15 protein-coding genes and 1 pseudogene are annotated in these 21,394 nt (G+C 61.6%); 9 read left to right on the plus strand and 7 right to left on the minus strand.

Going from position 1 to position 21,394, the window contains the following annotated elements:
• Positions 1–116: pseudogene (locus THIDRDRAFT_RS07545) on the plus strand (IS200/IS605 family transposase); the annotation flags it as partial.
• 160 nt (positions 117–276) lie between these two features.
• Here the strand turns inward: THIDRDRAFT_RS07545 and THIDRDRAFT_RS07550 are convergent.
• Complete coding sequence (locus THIDRDRAFT_RS07550; protein WP_007040240.1) at positions 277–855, minus strand: hypothetical protein; 579 nt, start codon at positions 853–855, stop codon at positions 277–279.
• A 199-nt stretch (positions 856–1,054) separates the two neighbouring features.
• Complete coding sequence (locus THIDRDRAFT_RS07555) at positions 1,055–2,149, minus strand: IS4 family transposase (protein ID WP_007040241.1); 1,095 nt, start codon at positions 2,147–2,149, stop codon at positions 1,055–1,057.
• 58 nt (positions 2,150–2,207) lie between these two features.
• On the opposite strand from THIDRDRAFT_RS07555, the gene THIDRDRAFT_RS07560 reads away from it, so the two are divergent.
• The 3 genes from THIDRDRAFT_RS07560 to THIDRDRAFT_RS23680 all read left to right on the plus strand — a co-directional run bounded on the left by THIDRDRAFT_RS07560 (position 2,208) and on the right by THIDRDRAFT_RS23680 (position 5,235).
• Positions 2,208–2,600 (plus strand): class I SAM-dependent methyltransferase, encoded by a 393-nt coding sequence (locus THIDRDRAFT_RS07560; protein WP_040844255.1) that lies wholly within the window; start codon positions 2,208–2,210, stop codon positions 2,598–2,600.
• A gap of 326 nt (positions 2,601–2,926) precedes the next feature.
• Positions 2,927–3,502, plus strand: coding sequence for a hypothetical protein (locus tag THIDRDRAFT_RS07570; protein ID WP_007040243.1), 576 nt, complete (start codon positions 2,927–2,929; stop codon positions 3,500–3,502).
• 434 nt (positions 3,503–3,936) lie between these two features.
• Positions 3,937–5,235 carry a methyl-accepting chemotaxis protein gene (locus THIDRDRAFT_RS23680; protein ID WP_007040244.1) on the plus strand — a complete coding sequence of 433 codons (1,299 nt, stop codon included), beginning with the start codon at positions 3,937–3,939 and terminating at the stop codon, positions 5,233–5,235.
• A 92-nt stretch (positions 5,236–5,327) separates the two neighbouring features.
• On the opposite strand, the gene betT is transcribed toward THIDRDRAFT_RS23680, so the two are convergent.
• From betT to THIDRDRAFT_RS07595, 4 genes are all read right to left on the minus strand, one after another.
• Entirely contained in the window at positions 5,328–7,343 is a 2,016-nt protein-coding gene (gene betT / locus THIDRDRAFT_RS07580; protein ID WP_007040245.1) for a choline BCCT transporter BetT, read from the minus strand.
• A gap of 203 nt (positions 7,344–7,546) precedes the next feature.
• Positions 7,547–9,220, minus strand: a complete 1,674-nt coding sequence (gene betA / locus THIDRDRAFT_RS07585) for a choline dehydrogenase (protein WP_007040246.1) — start codon at positions 9,218–9,220, stop codon at positions 7,547–7,549.
• 70 nt (positions 9,221–9,290) lie between these two features.
• Entirely contained in the window at positions 9,291–10,754 is a 1,464-nt protein-coding gene (gene betB / locus THIDRDRAFT_RS07590) for a betaine-aldehyde dehydrogenase (protein ID WP_007040247.1), read from the minus strand.
• A 521-nt stretch (positions 10,755–11,275) separates the two neighbouring features.
• Positions 11,276–13,618, minus strand: a complete 2,343-nt coding sequence (locus THIDRDRAFT_RS07595) for a transporter substrate-binding domain-containing diguanylate cyclase (protein WP_007040248.1) — start codon at positions 13,616–13,618, stop codon at positions 11,276–11,278.
• Between the two features lie 240 nt (positions 13,619–13,858).
• On the opposite strand from THIDRDRAFT_RS07595, the gene THIDRDRAFT_RS26140 reads away from it, so the two are divergent.
• The 4 genes from THIDRDRAFT_RS26140 to THIDRDRAFT_RS07610 all read left to right on the plus strand — a co-directional run bounded on the left by THIDRDRAFT_RS26140 (position 13,859) and on the right by THIDRDRAFT_RS07610 (position 19,971).
• Positions 13,859–14,023, plus strand: coding sequence for a hypothetical protein (locus THIDRDRAFT_RS26140; RefSeq protein WP_007040249.1), 165 nt, complete (start codon positions 13,859–13,861; stop codon positions 14,021–14,023).
• A gap of 222 nt (positions 14,024–14,245) precedes the next feature.
• Positions 14,246–17,419 (plus strand): hybrid sensor histidine kinase/response regulator, encoded by a 3,174-nt coding sequence (locus THIDRDRAFT_RS23685; protein ID WP_159105398.1) that lies wholly within the window; start codon positions 14,246–14,248, stop codon positions 17,417–17,419.
• Positions 17,420–17,435: 16 nt separating this feature from the next.
• On the plus strand, positions 17,436–18,443 hold the full coding sequence (locus THIDRDRAFT_RS07605) for a GGDEF domain-containing response regulator (protein WP_007040252.1): 1,008 nt from the start codon (positions 17,436–17,438) through the stop codon (positions 18,441–18,443).
• A 163-nt stretch (positions 18,444–18,606) separates the two neighbouring features.
• On the plus strand, positions 18,607–19,971 hold the full coding sequence (locus THIDRDRAFT_RS07610; protein ID WP_007040253.1) for an NAD-dependent succinate-semialdehyde dehydrogenase: 1,365 nt from the start codon (positions 18,607–18,609) through the stop codon (positions 19,969–19,971).
• Positions 19,972–19,977: 6 nt separating this feature from the next.
• Here THIDRDRAFT_RS07610 and hmuQ read toward each other — a convergent pair whose 3' ends face one another.
• Positions 19,978–20,283: a heme-degrading protein HmuQ gene (gene hmuQ / locus THIDRDRAFT_RS07615; protein WP_007040254.1), complete on the minus strand. Its 306-nt coding sequence runs from the start codon at positions 20,281–20,283 to the stop codon at positions 19,978–19,980.
• 175 nt (positions 20,284–20,458) lie between these two features.
• On the opposite strand from hmuQ, the gene THIDRDRAFT_RS07620 reads away from it, so the two are divergent.
• On the plus strand, positions 20,459–21,388 hold the full coding sequence (locus THIDRDRAFT_RS07620; protein WP_007040255.1) for a hypothetical protein: 930 nt from the start codon (positions 20,459–20,461) through the stop codon (positions 21,386–21,388).
• The last annotated feature ends 6 nt before the right edge of the window (positions 21,389–21,394 follow it).

Raw genomic sequence — 21,394 nt, forward strand, 5'->3', positions numbered from 1 at the left:
GGGCGCGTGGATACTTTTGTGCCACCGTTGGCGAGCTGAGCGAGGAGATGATAAAGCAGTACCTGGAGCATCATTTTGAGCCAGACCCAGCGGCTGAATTTCGAGTGGAGCCCTAGACGCGTCGTTCAGTCGACGCGTATCCGGACTTTCAGTCCGTTACTCAAACCCACCGGCTTTTAGCCGGCGGTTGTTTAGTTCTTCAACCAGACTCTCGCCAAGCCCTTCCGCTGGACCTACATTGGCAAGCCACTGATGGTGTAAATTCTCCAGTGAATTTCAGGTGCGAGGTGCGAGTCCGAACGAGGCCGCACCCAGCAGGTCCGCCGTCCAGGCCACGCCCAACAGGGTTTTGAGCATCCGCCGCAGGGCCTTGCTCTCGGTGAGCCGCCCGACCGCATACATGGCCAGCGCCGCGCCGCCGGGACCGCCGATCAGCATCCCCAGCCCTCGCACACCCAGGCCCAGGTTCAGCAAGCCGCCCAGCACCGTCATGCCGAGCAGGCTGCCGACGGCGGCGGCGATGGCCAGCCGGGCGGAAGACAGGCCAGGACTGGTGACGGGAAGGGGCAAATCCCAGGCGGGGTTGAGACTGAGCCAACGGCTACGCAACGCCTCCCGGGCGCCGGCCGTAGTCGGCGCGCTCGGCAGTGAATCCAGCACCGCGTCTGCGGTCAGGGCGGCGAAGACCTCGTCGCGGGCGCTGGTGGTGGCCCGGTCCAACCGGGCCTGAATGGCGGTCTCGGTGTGGTCAAAGACGGCGAAAAACCGCTCGGTCGCGCGCTCGGTGGTCTGCTCGCGCAGCGTCTGATTGGTCGCCATCCAGGCGTGGATCGACTCTTCGAGAATGATGGACATCGCGATTCCTCTGCGCGTCAACCTGACGGCTTATGCTCGGTTGAGATCTAATCTGCTGTGCGTTTGTATCCGCTGATCATGCCGCCAATGAGGTTCTCCAGATGCTCCAGACTGGATAAGAATACGCCGACCGACTATATGTCGCGACACTCAGCACAGTACAAAACGAATAGCTTCCCCAGCTAATACAGCACGCGCCTCATGTCATGTTGGACGTTGAACGGTCGCCCATCGAGCATGAAACCGAGGACGCAGAGCAGTTCGGCAGCGAAACTGGCCTGCAGGGTGATGAGGCGCTGAAGGAGGTCGAGTCCGTAGCGAAAGAAGCTGAACTGAGGGCGCTCGAGTGTTTTTTTTGGCGAATCGGCTGTTGCTCGTGCGCCCAGACACCGGTATGAAGCGCCCACAGGGTGGCCAGCGTCAGCAGCGCGAACAGTCGCTCGAGGCGCTCGGGCTTGGTGAGATGGGTCTCTTCGAGGTGGAATCCGTGCGATTTCAAGGCGGCAAACAGGGTTTCAATGGTCCAGCGTTGGGCATACTCCTCAATGGCTTGGCGGCTGAAGGACTCGCTGACGATGAGCAACCATTCATTGGTTTCCAGGCGTTTGGCACTGAGAAAGACCTTCTGCCCCCAGAGCCGGCGCGGCTGACGCAGCACCCGTGAGCCCCCGACGGCCAGGGTTTGGAATTCGCGCAGCAGTGGATAGGAGCCTTTGGTGGACGTGAGGTTGACGTTGGCCTTCAGGCGCAAGCGAAATGGCAGCTCGCGCTGCAGGAGATACGCCAGCCAATCACGCCCGACGAACTCGCGATCGGCCAACAGGAAGGCCACTGGCTGGCCCGGAAAGGTCGCGAAAAAGCGCTCCATCAGCGCGATGCGCTCTTTGGTGTTGGAGTTGCCGGCCTTGGGCAAAGCGGTCCACAGCAAAGGGATCGCCAATCCCCGATAGGCGACACCGAGCACCAGCAGATTGATCTCGGCACGTCCGAGTTTCCAGTTGGTGCGATCGAGCGTCAGCACCCATGGCTGCTGCGCGGGCAGGAGATCGCCAACCGTGCGGGCGATGTCCGACTGATCCATCGTGAAGGAGCGCATGAAGCGCTGTAACCGGATGTAGTTCGAACTGGGCTTCGCGCGGCTCGAGAGCACCGGCGCCAGGCGGGCCAGGTTGACCGAGCGCACTTGCAGGACGGCCAGGATGAAACGGGCGAGAAAATCGAGACGAGAGCCATGCCAGTCCAGGTGTGTGGCAAGCAGGGTTCGGAGCAGTCTGACAGTGCGGGTTTCGGGCATCGTGACGTTGGGGCAGAGTCTCAAGACAATGCCATTATAATCAAAATCTTAATTTGAAATGTACTGTACTGAGACGATAATCAGTAAGATCGTCGCCAAAATAGAGCCTGACGCGTCTATCCTTGACGTCCCCCTCGGCACCGGAAGATTTTTGAGCCTGTATGGACAGGACGCTCGACGCGCCCTGGTCGGAGCCGATATATCGATGGACATGCTCTTGCAGGCAAGGAGAAAAACCGAAAGGCAACCGGGCGAAAACCGGACCTGGATGATCGTCGGCGACGCGGAGCAGCTACCGCTCAAGGATCATTCGATCGACTATGTGGTATGCATTCGCTTCCTCAACTGGCTATCCGGCGCACACTTGGACCAAGTGCTCACGGAATGCCGAAGAGTCGCGCGACGCGGACTGATTTGGGATCCGCGTCCATTGCGAATTGCGGCCTTATAACTTGATACAGCTTCGCGGCCCACAGATCAAGCCAGCACTCTATCACCTGCTCGGGTCAGTGAGGATTGCACTCGCAAGACGAATCAGAAGCCTAGGTAAGATCGAGCAAGAATCGCTGGATTCCGAAATACACCCTTACGATAACAAGAGCAACGAGTTCAAACTTCACGACGACAGCCACACACGGAGTCTATTCGCAAAAATGGGATTGAAAATCGCTCAACAATTCACCCTTGACGTGCGATGGGATGCCAACACAAAACGCATGCTGCCATACAGGATATTTTTCCTGAAGCTTCAATAAAGCCCGATCCAAATTAAAACCAATGACCGCCGAAAACAAAAACCGATTACATCACAGCCGCACGCAAAAAAACCATAAGATCTACGTCATGGCCTCGCCATGTGCCGGAAAGTCTACATTTGCGACCCGCGAAACCTACAGGAAAGTACGACTTATCGACTTCAACGTCTATTTCGAGCAATGGGCTAAGGACTCAAACCTCAACATCACTGAATTCAGCCGTACAACAATGGAAGAAAGAGAAGCTATCTACAACAGAGTCAACATTGACTATCTATACGCCCAAAGCGACTCTGTATGCATGCTTGGCGTCATTGGACCGGAAAAACCACAAAAAAACACGGACATCTCTTTCGTTATCGTACAGCCATCGCTTCTGCGCGCCATGACAAATTGCCTACTCAGAAAGTGGGAACTAAAAAGAAGCAAAAAAACGAGTCACTGGTCCCGATGGACGCACATCAGAGACTACCGTCGAAAGCTCGCAGCCTACGCCAAAGAAAATGGAGTTCAGATTTACCCCAGATTTGAAGCGGCATTAGATGCCGTTCTTGATGACCCATCGCAGAAAAAAGAAAAAAGCAACCGTTTCAATTAAGCCGCAGATCGAGTAGGCAACCTGTATTCCGCCGAATGGAGGGCAGACTTCCTCCCTGCCAGCTCGAGCGGCGAGCTAACGCATCCCATTACGCACAAATCTGTAAGCGCTTGATTTTGCGTGCCCCAAAAAAGCACCCGCCTATATAAATCAAAAAGTTAAAAGCAGACCAGCGGAGATGTATGTAACGAGATGGAGCTAACGTTGGCGTGTCCTGGCATTCGGCGCAATAGGCTGCGCTATTGAGATTTATTCAAACTAGGCATTGGGAGACGCCGCTTGCGGCGCACGACAATGTGTGTAAGCATTACCTGGATGATTAAGACGTCGCATACGCGCCCGAATCAAAAGCCAGGGAACGTCTTATGGCAGCGATCAGCAAAAACGAGGGAGTGATTCCAAAAGCGTAAGACCTAACCACCGGAGAATAGACGATGGCTGTCGACCACCATTCTTTTGCGGCTGCCTTGGAAGCGTTTCGCGGAGAGTTCGATAAACTCGCTCGCATGCTGCTCATCGCACTCGTCTGCGTCACCCTGCTGCGCCTATTGCTTTGGCAATTTTCCGGTGATTGGGTCTGGCCACTTGGCATTCTGCTCGGCTGCGCTGCCGCGCTACGCATCCGGTCTCGTCTGCCACAGCACCTGGCGAGCCTCGACCTTACTCACCGTGAGCGTGAGAGCTTTTTCATGGGCATTTTGGATGCCTGCGATCAACCCTGCTCGGTCACTGCGCTCGGCAATGCAGGCGACAATGAATGGCGATGGCTCTACGTTAACGATCAGGTTCGGAGCGCTTTCGGAAAACCTCTCAGCGAATTCCTCGACAAGCCCTGCTATCAATGGGGCGCCAATATCTGCAAGACCGCGAATTGCGGGCGCGAATGCCACAGCCGAGGCCAGCCCAACACCAGATTCGCACAGGACTTCGGTGCCGGATTGAGCCATTTTCGCGTCTACACCAAACCCATCAACGACCTGTCGGGTCAGCCGGCCTACATGGTCGAGTGGGTCGATCCACAGGAAGAGCTGCGGTTTCAGATGTCGCATGCCGGCGATCGCGTCAATGAGCTATCGAGCCGTGGGGTTCAGTCGACCCAAGAACTCTCGGAGAACATCAAGGGCGTCGCCACCGCAGCCGAGGAGCTTTCATACTCGACCTTGGACATCAGTCGCTCGGCCGAAAGCGTCGTCGCCACCATCTCGGAAGTCGAGCAGATCACGCAGAAGGCTGGCGAGGAAGCAGAGGAAGCGGCCGATGCGATTCACTCGCTAGCGACCATCGGCGAGCAGATCTCGGATATGAGCTCGGTCATTCGAGCGATTGCGAATCAGACCAATCTGCTGGCTCTGAACGCATCGATCGAGTCCGCACGCGCTGGTGAGCATGGACGAGGTTTCGCGGTCGTGGCCAATGAAGTCAAGCAACTGGCCGAGAAGACCCAAGACGCCACGAAACAGATTAACGAAAAAACCGAAGAGACACGGTCTCAGATCGCAGGCAACGTTTCTCGAATCGCCTCGTTGTCGAAGCGCGTGAACGAGGCGACCGATCGTGTCGGAGATGTCAGATCCGCCATGCAGTCGGTTGCGGCCGCAGTGACCGAGCAAAACGCTGCGGTGGAAGAAATCGCCCGCAATGCGACCGAGGCATCGCATGCCACCGATGAAGCGGCCAATCTCTTAGAGCAGAATTCGGAGGCAGCCAGGGAACTGAAGGACAAAATCGGATAGGAAATCCCCCCTCTCACGCACATCGAGTTGCGGGGAACAGGGGGCCGATGAGGCGACCCGCGTCCCTGCGGCTCGCCATCCTCTCTGCCGGATCAGCGATCCAGATGCAGGAACTGCATGTGGCGCTCGTACTGGTTGAGGATGTCGTTAATGACCTGGCTCTTGGTGTAGCCAACCAGGTCGTATTCACGACTGCCCTCGCGCAGGAAGACCTCGGCGCGGTAATACTGCTCCTGTTCGGCATGCTTGACGATGCCACCGCTCAGGCCAAGCGCGAAGACCGGCTTGAGGCTGCCGACCAGATGGACACGATAGATGAAGTCCATCTCCTCCCCGTGTCTGATACAGAGATTGATCTGACCCGACGACGCGTCGTAAGCCAGGTCGGTATCCAGTCCACGCTGATTGAGCGCGGTCGCAACCTCCTCCATCGCCGGATAGACGGTCTCGGTCATGAAGCGCACGACAAACTGGCGCGTGGGGAAATGCACGATCCGCGACAGACGCTCCTTCCATCCCAACCCGGCGGTCGAAATTGCCGGCGCGAAATCGATGTTGCCCGCCTTCAGCTTGGTCGCCTCCTGACGCAGGCTGTAAAGCAGCGACCACATGAAGAGGATCAGCACCAGGGAGAAGGGCAGAGCCGAGACGACCACCACCGACTGCAAAGAGTTGAAGCCGCCAGCGAACAGCAACCCCAGGGTGATGAGTCCGGTCAGCACCGCCCAGAAGGAGCGTAGCCAGATGGGGGCGTCGGTCTCGGAGGTCAGACCGCGCGTGCTGAGGTTGGCGAGCACCAGGGCGCCCGAGTCGGCCGAGGTGACGAAAAAGATGAGCCCGAGGATAACCGCCAGCACCGACCAAACGCTGGACATGGGGTATTGGTCGAAGAGCGCGAACAGACCCATCGCCGGATTGTCGGTCGCAATCTGGCCGAGTTCGACAACACCGTGATTGGCGACCAGATCGATGGCGCTGTTACCGAAGATCGAGAACCAGGCGAAGATGAATCCGAGCGGGATGAACATGACCCCGAAGACAAATTCGCGCAATGTCCGACCCCGCGATATACGGGCGATGAACAGCCCGACGAAGGGCGACCAGGCCAGCCACCAGGCCCAGAAGAAGACCGTCCAGCCCGCCTTCCATGCCTCACCCTCCTCGCCCTGATAGGCGTAGACGTCGAAGGTCTTGACCATCAGCGTCTGGAAATAGTCGCCGATGTTCTCGACCAGCGCGTTCAGCAGGAAGAGGGTGGGGCCCATGATCAGCAGGGCCAGCAGCAGCAGGGTCGCGAACCCCATGTTGATTTCGGAGAGACGGCGCACACCGCGCTCGACGCCCGAGATGGCCGAGAGGGTCGCCATGGCGATGACGGCGATGATGATGCCCGCCTGGACCAGCTTGCTGGATTCGATGCCGAAGATGTGGGTCATGCCGGCGTTGGCCTGCAGCACCCCGATCCCCAGACTGGTGGCGATACCGAACAGGGTGCAGACGATGCCGAAGGTATCGACCGCGTCGCCAATCCAGCCGCGTGCGCGCTCCTCGCCGATCAGCGGCACCAGCGCCGAGCGCAGCGCCAGCGGCATCTTATGGCGATAGGCGAAATAGGCCAGCGTCATGCCGACCAGGGCATAGACGCCCCAGCCATGAAGCCCCCAGTGGAGGAAGGTCTGGGCGATGGCCTGACGCTCGGGTTTGAGCAGACCGGCATCGCCGCCCGGCGGGGCCAGATAGTGCGCCAGCGGCTCCGAGGCGCCGAAGAACAGCAGGTCGATCCCGATACCGGCGGAAAAGAGCATCGCCGCCCAGGTGACATAGTTGAAGTCCGGCTGGGCGTGATCGGGACCGAGCCGGATGTCGCCATGGCGCGAGAAGCCGATGAAGAGCACGAAGCCCGAATAGGCGGCCATGACCAGCATGTAGTACCAACCGAAGTCGTTGGAAACCCAGGTCAGTGCCTGCCCGAGCAGGGTCTCCATGCGGGCCGGAAAGAGCATGGTGATGGCGATGAGCCCAAAGGTCAGCACCGCCGAGGCGACGAAGACACGACGGTTGAGCGAAAGCGCTGGGGCCTTCTCGATGAGGTCAGGTGGATTGGACATGGATGGAAGCGAACGAATGGATGAGTGAGCGTGACCGGACACGGACGTGGAGCGGTCGACGAAGACAAGCCGTCCAGGCCAGGAAGGCGCGAACGACACGACGAAGCGGTGTGCGAGGCACACCAGGAGGTATCCGCCACATCAGTGGCGGATACCAGAGGGATAGAGAGCGACAGGCACCGCCCCGGATGGGGCGTGCCTCCTCAGGCGGCTCGACGAACCGGAGCGCCATCGGCGCGATAGTAGTCTGCACGGGCACGGTGCATCGATTTGCCGCGAATCCGGTCGGCGATCTTCTCCGCAATCATGATGGTGGTGGCGTTGAGATTGCCGGTGATGATGCGCGGCATGATGGAGGCATCGATCACCCGCAGGTTCTCCAGCCCATGGACGCGGCCGGCGCTGTCGACGACGGCCTCGTTGTCCGTCCCCATGGAACAGGTGCCACAGGGGTGATAGGCGGTCTCGCCGTTGTTGCGGACGAACTCATCGAGTTCGGCATCGCTCTGTAGGTCGTCGATCGGCGAGATCGCGCGGCCGCGATAGGGCGCGAGCGCCGGCTGATCGAAGATCTCTCGGGTGATGCGTATGGCGGCGCGGAATTCGCGCCAGTCCTGCTCGTGCGCCATGTAGTTGAACAGGATGCTCGGGTGCGCCTTGGGATCGCGCGAGCGCAACTTGATCCGTCCCCGACTGGGCGAGCGCATGGAGCCGACATGGGCCTGGAAGCCGTGGGCCTTGACCGCGTTGCGCCCGTCGTAGCGCACGGCGATCGGCAAAAAGTGGTACTGGATGTTGGGCCAGTCGAACTGGGCGTCGGAGCGGATGAAGCCGCCCGCCTCGAACTGGTTGCTCGCCCCCAGGCCCGCACCCATGAACAACCATTCGGCCCCGATGCGCGCCTGATTCCAGGGTTTGAGCGCGGGTGCGATCGAGACCGGCTGCTTGCACTCGTACTGCATGTAGAGCTCGATATGGTCCTGGAGATTGTTGCCGACGCCCGGCAGGTCGAGCACCTCGGGGATGCCCAGCTCGGCGAGCCAGGCACCAGGGCCGACCCCGGAGCGCTGCAGGATCTGGGGCGAGGCGATGGCACCGCCGCACAGCAACACCTCGCGGCGGGCATGGGCGGTCTTCTCGGCACCACCCTGACGGTAGGCGACCCCGACGGCGCGTTGTCCGTCGAAGAGGATGCGGTCGGTGAGCGCGCGCGTCTCGATGCACAGCCCCGGACGGTGGCGGGCCATGTCGAGATAGCCGCGCGCGGTGCTGGCCCGGCGTCCATTGGGCGTGACGAAACGGTCCATGGGACCGAAGCCTTCCTGCTGGTAGCCGTTGAGGTCGTCCGTGCGCGGATAGCCGGCCTGCACGCCGGCCTCGATCATGGCCTCGAACAGCACATTGTTGCCCGCCTTGGGCGTGGTCACCGCGACCGGGCCGGTGGCACCGTGATAGTCATTGCCACCGATGTCGCGCGACTCCGACTTCTTGAAGTACGGCAGACAGTCCAGGTACGACCAGTCCTCCAAGCCGGGGATCTGTGCCCAGTGATCGAAATCGAGCGCATTGCCACGGATGTAGCACATGCCATTGATGAGCGAGGAACCACCGAGACCCTTGCCGCGACCGCAGTCCATACGACGGTTGTTCATGTGGGGTTCGGGATCGGTCTCGTAGGCCCAGTTGTAGCGCTTGCCCTGCAATGGATAGGCGAGCGCCGCCGGCATCTGGGTGCGGAAATCGAGACGATAGTCGGGACCGCCGGCCTCCAGCAGGAGCACCGAGGTTCCGGCATCCTCGGTCAGACGGGCGGCGAGCACGTTGCCCGCCGAACCGGCGCCGATGATGATGTAGTCGTATTCGGTCGTTGCTTGCATCTTGACTCTGTTCGGGGGAAATGCGGAATGCGGATGGAACGCGGGCGCGGGAAGAGCGCCCGCGCGCGGATCAGAACACCGAGCTGAAATCCCCAAGCTCGATCTGGATCGATTTGGTGCGGGTGTAGTGCATCAGGGTCTCGATGCCGTTCTCCCGGCCGATCCCGGATTGCTTGTAGCCGCCGACCGGCATGGGTGCGGGCGATTCGCCCCAGGTGTTGATCCAGCAGATGCCGGCCTCAAGGCGATGGATGAGACCGTGGGCGCGCTTCAGATCCGGCGTGACCACCCCGGCGGCGAGCCCGTAGGTGGTGTCGTTGGCGCGGCGGATCGCCTCATCCTCGGTGTCGTAATAGAGGATGCTCATCACCGGCCCGAAGATCTCCTCGCGCACAATGCGCATCGCGTCCGTGCAATCGGTGAAGACGGTCGGCGCCACATAGGCACCCTGATCGAAGGGGGCCTGCACCAGCCGTTCGCCGCCGCAGAGCACCCGCGCCCCGTCCTGCTTGCCGGACGCAATGTAGTCCAGGACCTTCTCCATATGGGCGAAGCCGACCAGAGGGCCGAAATTTGTCTCTGGATCGAGCGGATCGCCGATACGCATACGCGCGACCCGCGCCTGGATCGCCGCCTCGAAGGCCTCCTTCCAGGCACGCGGCACAAAGACGCGGGTCCCGTTGGTGCAAACCTGACCGGAGCTGTAGAAATTCGCCATCATGGCAATGTCGGCGGCCAGCTCCAGATCGGCGTCGGCGCAGATGAACAAGGGCGACTTGCCGCCCAGCTCCATGGTGACGTCCTTCAGCGAAGAGGTCGCGGCCTGGGCGACGACCTTCTTGCCGGTGGCCACACCGCCGGTGAAGGAAACCTTGTCGATTCCCGGATGCTGGCTCAGATAGGTCCCGACGGCGACGCCGCCCTGCACCACGTTGAACAGACCGTCCGGCAGACCGGCCTCGGTGAAGATCTCGGCGAGCTTGAGGGTCGTCAGCGGCGTGATCTCGCTCGGCTTGAACAGCATGGCATTGCCGGCCGCGAGCGCCGGTGCGACCTTCCACATCGCGATCTGAATCGGGTAGTTCCAAGCGCCGATGCCGGCGACCACGCCCAGCGGCTCGGCACGCGTGTAGACGAAGCTGGTCTCGCGCAGCGGGATCTGACGACCCTCGATGGCAGCGGCCAGCCCGGCGTAATACTCGAGCACGTCGGCGCCGGTGACGATATCGACAGCGGCGGTCTCGGAGATCGGCTTGCCGGTGTCGAGCGTCTCCAGCCGCGCCAGCGCGTCGTTGCGTTCGCGCAGGATGGCCACGGCGGCCTGGATGATACGCCCGCGCTCGACCGCTGGCCGGGCGGCCCAATCCCGTTGGGCGCGACGCGCGGCGACGACTGCGGTATCGATGTCGGCCTCGGTCGCGGGCTGGATCTCGGCGAGCACCTGGCCGGTGGCTGGATTGATGCTCTGGAAGGTCGCGGCATCCGTGCGCGCAAGGAACTGTCCGTCGATATAGGAGGTGTGGATGGTCGTCATGCTTGATTCGAACAGTATCGGACGAGGCGCCAGCGGACGCATCGAAAAAAGTCGCGAGCAGAATCGACGCGTCGATCCCACTCGATGTAGTGGCGCGCATAAAAACAATCCGTGTATCGCGAAAAACGGAGATGGCAACGAAACGCATCGCCATGACCCTCAACATCCCATTCCAGGAATGCATCCCGAATAGCGATAAAAGGGCAACGACGGCTCAGTGACGTGAGGGCGAACGGCGATCTCCATTCCATCCGAATCGAGATCAGTTCAATCGATATCGGGAAAAATGCAGTCCGATCCGAGGGGCCGAGCGGGAAACAGCGATCTCGCGTCCTGGTATCCGAGCCGATCCCGTCGATCGGGCAACAGCCGTTCCATCCTTAGACACGAACCTATTCATTCTCCATTGAGCACGGGATGACGTCAACGCCCAGCCGGGGAAGAACACAAAAAGATCACGCACATATCTCAAGGAGACCGCCGCAGAATCGGGGATAGCGGCGCCCGCAACCCGAAGGCGTCTAGTCTTCCGAGACTGACTCTGCGGGATCGTCCCTCCAAGGCTCGGTGCACACGCGGTTTCGCCCCTCTGCCTTGGCCCGATAGAGCGCCCGGTCGGCGCGCGCGATCAGGGCATTGACGCGCTCCGAGGCCTTGTACTCCGCCACGCCAAAGCTCGATGTGACCGGCTGGCCCATGCCGAAATCCTTGTCGGAGACGCGCTGTTTCAGCAACTCGGCCAGGTGTTTGGCGGATTCCAGGGCGGTTTGCGGGCAGAGGATCAGGAACTCCTCGCCACCCCAACGCACGACCAGGTCAGTGGGCCGACTCGTGTCGGCGAACAGGCGCGCGAGACGGACCAGAACCTGATCCCCCGAGTCATGCCCCTGGCTGTCGTTGATGGCCTTGAAGTGGTCGATATCGGCGATGATGAGCGACAGCGGGACCTCATAGCGGTCCGTGCGCGCCACCTCATTGGCGACGACCTCGGCGAACTTGCGCCGATTGGCGACGCCGGTCAGCTGGTCGGTAGTCGACAGGATCTGTAGCTGGCGATTAGCCTCCTGCAGACGCCGGTTGTAACCGGAGATGACGCGGTCGCGATAGAACAACAGCAGCCCGATCACCCCGATCGCGCCGAAAATCTTGAACAACAGCGGGCGATCGAGTTCCTTGACCGTCTCGACCGAGGCCCATCGCGACAGTGCCTGATCGATCTCCTCCTCCGGCAGCGAGGCCAATGCCTTGTCATAGATCGACAGCAGCAGTGGATCGTCGCCGCGCACGCCGATGGTCAAGGGGTAACGCTCATCCAGCTTGCCAGCGATCTTGACCTCGATGAGCTGGTTCTTGCGAATCGCGTAACCGATGCTGACACTGGTGTCGACGAAACCGAAGGCGTCGCCCTGACGCACCGCCTCCAGACCGGCTAGAGGATTATCGACCTCGATCAGATGGATGTCCGGATAGCGGCGGCGGAAGATATCCTGTAGCGCGTGACGCCGGATGACGGCGACGGTCTCGCCCGGCACGTCGAGGACGCTGTCGATGAAGGGCTGCTCCTGGCGGGTGGCGAGCACCAAGGGCACGTCCAAAAAGGGCTGGGTGAAGGACAGAAAAGAACTGCGCTCGGGAATCGCCACCGCCGCCGAAACGAGGTCGCAACGACGGTCTTGAGCGGCGCGCAACGAGTCGGCCCAGCTCCTGGTCGACATCACCGTCAAATCGACACCCAGCCGCATGGCGATCGCCCTATGGATATCGGCGATGATTCCCCGATACTCGCCCGCCTCGTTCAGACTCTCGTAGGGCATCCACTGAGGGTCGACGCATAGCGACAGCGATCCCTTGGCGCGGAGGTATCGCCGCTCCTCCGGAGTCAAGGGCGCATAGGTCCCGCCAAGTTCCGCCACTCCCTGTATCCCATGAAACCAGCGTCTCTGGATCAATCGGCGCTCGCGCTCGGGAATCGCGGCCAACCCCTTGTCGAGAATGCTGACGGCCTGCGGCCAATCGCTGCGCACGGAGAACACCAGATCCAGAGAGCGGTCGGTATCAGGCGCCATCTCCAGATACGACATGCCCAGCTGGTTGGCCAGGAGCAGGGTCTCGCTGTTTCCGAACGTTGCATCGGCCTCGCCGACAACAACCGCGCGAAGACAATCCTCGACGCTGTCGACAAACATCAGCTCGACACCCTCGACCTCCCGAGCCCGCGTCTCATCGGCAAGAACGCCTCGCTGGACCGCCAGGGTCTTGCCAACGAGATCCCGAACCGAATGGATGCCCGCAGGATTGCCATTGGCAACCAGCAGCATCTTGCGCAGCGAGATGTAAGGGGTCGAAAAACGCAGAAAGCCTCTGCGCTCGTCATCGACGGCGCTGGTGCTGAGTCCATCGATACGCCGCGCCTTGGCTGCCTCCAGCATCTCGCTCCAGCGCCCCAGGACGAGCTGGAAGTTGGCCCCGGTCAGGGCATTCACCCGAGCGAGGATATCGGCATCGTACCCACGCACCTCGCCGTCCGGCGCGGCCATGACATAGGGCTCCCATTCCTCATCGGTCCCAAGCCGGATCGTCGGATGCGTTCTGAGGAAACCCTGCTCGGCGGCGGTCAGGACGACCGTCTCATCAATGCTCGGCCCGCCGGCTCGCGCCCAAGTCGACCACGCCGTCAGGCTCAGCGGCAACCAGAAGAACAGAAGGACGAGAACGAGACGAGAAACGCGGATGAAGACCCGGTGATCGAGGACACGTTGGCCCGGCGACAGCGCGTAACGCGGATTCGATGTGCCGCATTCCCCACTGTCACTGGAGCGCTGGAGCCAGTCGAGCAACCATTTAGACTCAGCATCCTCCAGCATGCGTCTCAAACACTCCATCAATAGAGAATCGATCCCGTACCCAGAACACCGAAAATGCTACCGTTGTCGATGATCCAACAGATACCGCCCGATGTCGAACCCACCCGCAACGAACGCATGTCCAGCCACTCCCGAATAGGCCCACCGAGGACAGCGAGCACGACCCGTTGCAAACAGCGCACGCGACCCTACGCTGTCCGATGAACGCCCCCCTGTAACCTCGCCCACTGGAGACGCCTCATGGAATACAGCAAGACCTTCGCATTGCTGGAAGCCGTGGCCCTTGTCGGATTGGCCGCCTGGCTCTTCTATCTCAACGCATCGAGTTCGCGCCGAAGCTCGGACGACGAGGACCACAGTCAGGCCGAACGCGAAGCGAAACAAAAAGACACGTCTGGATCCTGACCAGCCCCGATGCGAACAAGGTCGCAATGTTCAATCAATCGATCGTTAACACTATAGCCAAAGGCCTTCTCCCTACGGATGAAGACCACCGAATCCGAGTCTATCTAATGCACAGCACGGCAAAGCACAACGAGACGGCACGCGACCGCCTGAAAAGGGTCATCGGTGCCGACGCGCGCTAACGCAGGACACCGCGACCCAGCGGCCTCCCTTGATGGAGGCTTGCACCGAGAGACCGAACTGATGGGCGAACAGCATCTCGGAGCTCCCACGGAGACCGAGGGCTTACGGCCAATTCGCGGCCCGCTCCTGCTGCTTTTCTGCATGACCCTCACGCTCTTCGTGGGACTCAACATCCTGATCACCTCATGGATGCAGCGACACGAAGCCGATCAGGCCACGGACGCGGCACGACGCGGATACGAGACGCTGCTGGAGCAGACGCTAAACCAAGAAACCAACAACCTTTCGGGCCAACTGGACTTCATCGAGCGCGACGAGACGCTGACTGCGGCCTACCTGGCAGAGGATCGCGACCGGCTGCTCAAGCGCGTCAAGCCGCTCTACGAGCGCCTCAACCGACGCTTCGACGTCACCCATTTCTATTTCCACACCCCCGACAAGACCTGTTTCCTACGCGTGCACAACCCGCCGCGCCACAGCGATCGCATCGATCGCTGGACCATGAACACAGCCGCAACGACGCAACGGGAGTCATCAGGAATCGAGCTCGGCCCTTTGGGTACCTTCACGCTTCGAGTCGTCAGACCCTGGACAATCGATGGCAAGCTGATCGGTTTCCTCGAACTGGGTAAGGAGGTCGAGAGCTTCACCGCGAGGATCAAGGACGTTCTCGGTCTCGATTTCTTCGTGCTGATCGACACCTCCAGACTCGACCGCGAGCAATGGGCCGAGGGACTTCAGATGCTGGACCGCACGCCCCTCGCTCCCTGGGGCGCGCTGGACGATAAGGTCATCGTCGACGGCACACTGAGGCCGATACCGCACGCCCTGCTCGACTGGCTGAAGAAACCGGGATTGGGCGCGGACAAAAGTAGGCATGTCAGGGTCGGGAACCGCATCTATAACTGCGCGCTGGTCCCACTGTTCGACGTCGCCCGTACCCGCGTGGGCGAGGTCGCCATCCTCCTCGACCAGACCGACATGATTAGGGACCACGCGCGTTCCTCGGGGCTCTTCATCATCATCCAGATCGTCACCGGAGCCGTCGTGATCGGCGTCTTCTGGCGCGTCCTCAAACGCCTGAAGCACAAACTCGACGCGTCCCACGCGGCGCTCGCCCAGGCGCGAGGAAAGCTGGAAACGCGGGTCGCGGAGCGCACGCGCGAGCTGGCCACCACGAACGCCGAGCTCCGCGAGGAGATCGGGCATCGCAAACAGGTGGAAGAGGCACTGATCGAGGCCAAACACCGGGCCGAGGCCGCGACCGAGGCCAAGAGCCGCTTCCTCTCGTCGATGAGTCACGAGCTGCGCACCCCCATGAACGCCATCATCGGTGTCGGCGAGGTGCTGGCCGACACCGAACTCGGACGCGATCAGGTCCACTTCATCCGCATCCTGCAAAGTGCTGGCGACGATCTTTTGAACGTCATCAACGACATTTTGGACATCTCCAAGATCGAGTCCGGCGAGCTGACCCTGGAATCGATCGATTTCGACCTGTCGCAACTGGTCGAAGAGATCTGCGACATGCTCGCCATCCGAGCACGGACCAAAGGGCTGGATCTGGCCTTGCGACTCGGCCGATACCTGCCAAAGCGAATCGTCGGCGACCCCCATCGACTGCGCCAGATCTTGATCAATTTGATCGGCAACGCCGTCAAGTTCACCGAGCAGGGCTATGTTTCGGTCGAGGTTTCCTTGGAAGAGACCAGCGTGCCGTCCGCCGCCGAAAAACCTCCGGGAAGTCAGGTCGCGCTAGTCTTCAGCATTCGAGATACCGGAATCGGGATCCCCGAGGACAAGCAGGAGCAGATCTTCGAGAGCTTCACCCAGGTCGACTCATCGACGACCCGCCAATATGGCGGGACCGGGCTGGGACTGGGGATCTCACGGCGCCTGGCAACGCTCATGGGCGGCACCATCGAGGTCCATAGCACGCCGGGGCTCGGCAGTCTCTTCGCCGTGCATCTGACAGTGCAGACTGGCAAAGACGAGACGGTCTCGGCACCGCCCGCAGAGATCCCGGATCCGCCCGAAAAACGCATCCTCATCGTCGACGATATCGAGGTCAATCGCCTCATCCTGGGCGAGATGCTTCTGGAATGGGGGATGGATTTCGCCGAGGCGGAGAGCGCCGAGCAGGCGCTCACCCTGCTGAATGCGGCCCGCAACGCCGGACGGCCGTTCGACATTCTGCTGCTCGATTACTGGATGCCGGGCATGGACGGACTCGATCTGGCCAACGTCATCACGCAAGACCTCGACTTCGCCGACCTCGACATCGTCATGCTCGCCTCCGACACCCTGATTATGGACAAGGCCCGCACGCAGCGGATCCGGCTCGCCGGACATTTGGTCAAGCCGGTGAAAAAGCGGGATCTCAAGCGTCTATTGGTCGGATTCACGCAGATCGCCACCGGACCCGGCACGTCGAGCGGCGAACAGGGTGCCACAACCGAGGATGACGGGCGATCGCTGCCAGCGGCGCGGATCCTCGTGGTGGAGGATTCGCCGCACAACCGCACGCTGATTCAGGCATTCCTGGCGCGGACGCCCCTGCGGGTCGACTATGCCGAGAACGGCGCCGAGGCCATCGAGAAGTGGAACGCCAACGCCTATACTCTCGTTCTCATGGACATGCAGATGCCGGTGATGGACGGTTACGAAGCAACGACCGCCATTCGCGAGCAGGAACGAACCGAGGGGCGAGCGCCGACACCAATCGTCGCGCTGACCGCCTTCGCCCTGACCGCAGACGTGGACACCTGTCTCGCTGCCGGCTGCGACGCCCATCTGGCCAAGCCCATTCGCAAGCGGGATTTCTTTCGCATGCTGCACACCCATCTCGGCGCAGCCTCGCCTCCCACCGCAGAGCATCCCCCCCAGGAGGAAACGCCTCCCATGGAAGAACAGTCGGAGATTTTCGCCTATGCCGAACCTGAGCTACTACCCTTCGCACAGGAATTCCTCGATACCCAGCGGGAGGCGCTCGAACACCTGCGCGCGCTGTTGATGGATGAGCGCTTCGAGGAGATCCGCCGCTTGGGGCACACCATGAAGGGCGAAGGTGGCGGATACGGACTCGAAGAGGTCTCCGTCATCGGAGCGGCCATCCAGGAGGCCTGCGAACTGAAGGCCGCTCAAACGATCGCGACGCTGCTCGATCGCCTGGACACCTATCTCGATCAGGTGCGAATACTGTCCAAATCCTGATGGCAAACGGAACGCGATGAAAATCCTGATCGTCGACGACTCGGTGCACGTCCACCGCCAGTTGCAGGTCTTCCTAGCCTCAGACGGCTATTCGGATCTGGTGTTCGTCTCCTCGGCGACCGAGGCATTCCGGTGTCTCGGACTGGAGGGCGACGGACATCCGCCCCCCATTGCGGTCGATCTCATCCTCATGGACATCGAGATGGACGATATCCGTGGGATCGAGGCGACCCGCCGCATCAAGGGTGAGCCGAGCTTCACCGACGTTCCGGTCGTCATGGTGACGGCCGATACCAGTCCCGAGAGCCTGAGCAAGGCCTTCGAGGCCGGCGCGGTGGACTACATCAACAAGCCGATCCGCAAGATCGAGCTACTGGCCAGGGTACGTTCCCTGCTGCGATTGCGGCAGGAAACCCTGACCCGCAAGGCGTGGGAGGCCGATCTGGTCAAGCTCGCAGCAGAACTGGAACACACCAACCGCGAACTCCAGCATGCCAATGAAACACTGGCACGGATCGCCGCGAGCGATGGCCTGACCGGCGTCGCCAATCGGCGTTATTTCGACAAGACACTGGCCCAGGAGTGGAGGCGCGCCCAGCGGCGCGGACTCGACATCGCCCTGCTGATGCTCGATATCGACCATTTCAAGAGTTACAACGACACCTACGGCCATCAGGCGGGAGACACCTGCATCTGCCAGGTCGCGAACGCCCTGACCTCGGTCGCGCGCCGGGCCGGCGAGTTCGTCGCCCGCTACGGCGGCGAGGAGTTCGCCATCGTGCTACCGGAAACGGATCTGCTCGGGGCCACGCTGGTGGCCCAACAGGCGTTGGCCGCCATCGCCGCGCTTGGACTGCCCCATGCCGGGAAAGGGGCGAACGGACACGTCACCATCAGCATCGGCGTCGCATCGAGGCAAGTGCATCAGAATGAACACTGGGAGCCCCTGATCCGAGCGGCCGACGAAGCACTCTATCTGGCGAAGAGACAGGGTCGCAATCGACTGGAAGTCGCCGAGCACTGACCCATTCCTGCTCCAGTGCCGATCGATCGGCGGCACACCGCCCTATTCCGACCCTCTGGAACTTTACCGCGTCGATCTGGCCGACTTCCCCATTGAGGGCCGTCTACCGTTACCGAACCGACGGGCGCCCGATTCATTCGTCCCATTCCGAGGAGCCACACCCATGCCAATCCAATCCATCGATCCCACCACCGGCCAAAAGCTGCAGGACTTTTCTCCCATCGACGACGCCGCGCTGGAAGAGGCGATCGCATCCGCCGCGAGCGCGGTCGCGCCCTGGGCCGCACGCCCGATCGCCGAACGCGCCGCGCAACTCCGAGCCGTCGCCGCCCGACTGCGCGAACGCCAAGGAGAACTGGCGCGCACCATCACCCAGGAAATGGGCAAACTCATCGGCGAGGCCGAGTCCGAAATCGAGAAATGCGCCCTGGTCTGCGACTACTACGCCGACGAGGGCGAGCGACTGCTGGCCGACATCCCTCTCGACTCGGACGCCAGCCGGAGCTATCTCGCGCATCAGCCGCTCGGCGTCCTACTCGCCGTCATGCCCTGGAATTTCCCCTTCTGGCAGGTCTTCCGCTGCGCCGCCCCGGCGCTCATGGCCGGCAACACACTGCTGCTCAAACACGCCTCCAACGTGCCTCGCTGCGCGCTTGCCATCGAATCGGTATTCCGCGAATCCGGACTCCCCGACGGCGGCTTCAAAACGTTGCTGATCGAATCCGACCGAGTGGAAAGGGTCCTCGCCGACCCGCGCGTGCGCGGCGTCAGCCTGACCGGCAGCGAGGCGGCCGGACGCCAAGTCGCAGCGACGGCCGGACGCTATCTGAAGAAGAGTCTGCTTGAGCTGGGCGGATCCGACGCCTGCGTGATACTCGAAGACGCGGACCTGGACGAGGCGGTGGAAACGGCGCTGCGCTCGCGCTTCATCAACGCCGGACAGAGCTGCATCGCCGCCAAGCGCATCATCCCGGTGCGCGCCATCGCGGACGATCTGGTCGCACGGCTGCGCGAGGCCGTCCAAGGTCTGCAACCGGGCGATCCGCTCGCACCCCATGCGACCCTCGCCCCGATGGCCCGGGAGGATCTGCGCGACGAACTGCACCAGCAGGTCCAGGACAGCCTGGCGGCCGGAGCCGAACTCCTGACCGGCGGACAGCCGCTCGATCGATCGGGATGGTTCTATGAGGCGACCCTGCTGGACAAGGTCGGCCCAGGCATGCCGGCCTATGAAGAGGAGCTGTTCGGACCGGTCGCGGTCGTGATCCGCGCCGAGGACGAGGCGGACGCGTTACGTATCGCCAACGACTCGCGCTTCGGACTCGGCGGTAGCGTCTGGACCCGCGATCAGGCGCGCGGCGAACGTTTCGCGCGCGCCATGGCGTGCGGCGCGGCCTTCGTCAACGGGCTGGTGAAAAGCGATCCGCGCCTGCCCTTCGGTGGCATCAAGGACTCGGGATACGGCCGCGAGCTGGGCGCGCCCGGCATCCAGGAATTCCTGAACGCCAAGACGCTGTGGATCGGCTGAGACGGATCAGATCACCGAGCTGAAGCATTCGAGTTCGGGCGGTCCGAGGTAGATTTCACGCGGCGTACTGCCGGCATTGGCATGGGCGGCACGGAAGGCCTCGGAGCGGGTCCAGTCCTCGAACGCCTGCTCGGACTCCCATTCGCTGAAGGACGAGAACAGGGTGTATTCCTCGGTTTCCGGCCCCTTGAGCAGATGAAAGCGCAAAAAGCCGGGGACCTGGTCCAGATGGCTTTCGCGGTTGCGCCAGAGTTCGATGAAGGTCTCTTCGTGGCCGCGCGCAATGCGAAACCGGTTCATGGCGAGGAACATACTGCGACTCCAGGGATAGTTTGAGCGAGGTTTCAGCAACGTGGGGCGTCGAGCCGACCGGATCAACCGGGCAGATCCTTCCGCGTTGTCACACCTTGTTGTTGTTCAGCCGCTGAGGCGCTGGGTATCATGGCGCATCGACACCTTAGATCCACACCCCCGCCGGAGGCATTCCATGTCCGAGCAGAAATTCCGTCTCGTCACCCGTAGCGATTTCGACGGCCTGGTTTGCGCCGTGCTGCTCAAGAGGCTGGATCTGATCGACGAGATCAAGTTCGTACACCCCAAGGATATGCAGGACGGTAAGGTCGAGATCGACGCCAAGGACATCACGACCAACCTACCCTACGTGGACGGCGTCCATCTGGCCTTCGACCACCATGCCTCCGAAACACTTCGGGTCGGCCAGCACGACAACCACATCATCGACCCCGACGCCCCTTCGGCCGCGCGGGTCGTCTGGCGTCACTACGGCGGCCACGACACCTTCCCGACCGACTGGGACGAGATGATGGCGGCGGTGGACAAGGGCGACTCGGCCCAATTCGACCGCGAAGAGGTGCTGAACCCGACCGGCTGGGTGCTGCTCAATTTCCTGATGGACGCGCGCACCGGGCTCGGACGTTTCCGCGAGTTCCGCATCTCCAACTACAGCCTCATGATGGATCTCATCGATTACTGCAAAAATCACGGTATCGACGAGATCCTGGCGCTGCCCGACGTCAAGGAGCGGGTCGAGCTCTATTTCGAGCAGGAGACCAAGTTCAAGGAGCAGATCCAGCGCTGCGCCCAGGTGCACGGCAATCTGGTGGTGCTGGACCTGCGCAACGAGGAGACCATCTGGGCGGGCAACCGCTTCATGGTGTATGCCCTCTATCCGCAGTGCAACATCTCGATCCACGTGCTCTGGGGGCTGAAGCAGCAGAACACCGTCTTCGCCACCGGCAAGTCGATCTTCGACCGTAGCTCCAAAACCGACATCGGCGAGCTGATGCTCCAGTACGGTGGCGGCGGACACCATGCGGCCGGGACCTGCCAGGTCGAGAACGAGCGCGCCGAACCGGTCCTCGCCGAACTGATCGCGCGGATCAACGCAGACGGCTGAGTCAAA

This window comes from Thiorhodococcus drewsii AZ1 (assembly GCF_000224065.1).
GTDB lineage: Bacteria > Pseudomonadota > Gammaproteobacteria > Chromatiales > Chromatiaceae > Imhoffiella > Imhoffiella drewsii.

Coding starts and splice junctions, on each gene's coding strand:
- THIDRDRAFT_RS07560 (WP_040844255.1), top strand. CDS start 2,208: ATGTACTGTACTGAGACGATAATCAGTAAGATCGTCGCCAAAATAGAG.
- THIDRDRAFT_RS23680 (WP_007040244.1), top strand. CDS start 3,937: ATGGCTGTCGACCACCATTCTTTTGCGGCTGCCTTGGAAGCGTTTCGC.
- betT (WP_007040245.1), bottom strand. CDS start 7,343: ATGTCCAATCCACCTGACCTCATCGAGAAGGCCCCAGCGCTTTCGCTC.
- hmuQ (WP_007040254.1), bottom strand. CDS start 20,283: ATGTTCCTCGCCATGAACCGGTTTCGCATTGCGCGCGGCCACGAAGAG.
- THIDRDRAFT_RS07595 (WP_007040248.1), bottom strand. CDS start 13,618: ATGCTGGAGGATGCTGAGTCTAAATGGTTGCTCGACTGGCTCCAGCGC.
- THIDRDRAFT_RS07555 (WP_007040241.1), bottom strand. CDS start 2,149: ATGCCCGAAACCCGCACTGTCAGACTGCTCCGAACCCTGCTTGCCACA.
- betA (WP_007040246.1), bottom strand. CDS start 9,220: ATGCAAGCAACGACCGAATACGACTACATCATCATCGGCGCCGGTTCG.
- THIDRDRAFT_RS26140 (WP_007040249.1), top strand. CDS start 13,859: ATGGAATACAGCAAGACCTTCGCATTGCTGGAAGCCGTGGCCCTTGTC.
- THIDRDRAFT_RS07610 (WP_007040253.1), top strand. CDS start 18,607: ATGCCAATCCAATCCATCGATCCCACCACCGGCCAAAAGCTGCAGGAC.
- THIDRDRAFT_RS07605 (WP_007040252.1), top strand. CDS start 17,436: ATGAAAATCCTGATCGTCGACGACTCGGTGCACGTCCACCGCCAGTTG.
- THIDRDRAFT_RS07620 (WP_007040255.1), top strand. CDS start 20,459: ATGTCCGAGCAGAAATTCCGTCTCGTCACCCGTAGCGATTTCGACGGC.
- betB (WP_007040247.1), bottom strand. CDS start 10,754: ATGACGACCATCCACACCTCCTATATCGACGGACAGTTCCTTGCGCGC.
- THIDRDRAFT_RS07550 (WP_007040240.1), bottom strand. CDS start 855: ATGTCCATCATTCTCGAAGAGTCGATCCACGCCTGGATGGCGACCAAT.
- THIDRDRAFT_RS07570 (WP_007040243.1), top strand. CDS start 2,927: ATGACCGCCGAAAACAAAAACCGATTACATCACAGCCGCACGCAAAAA.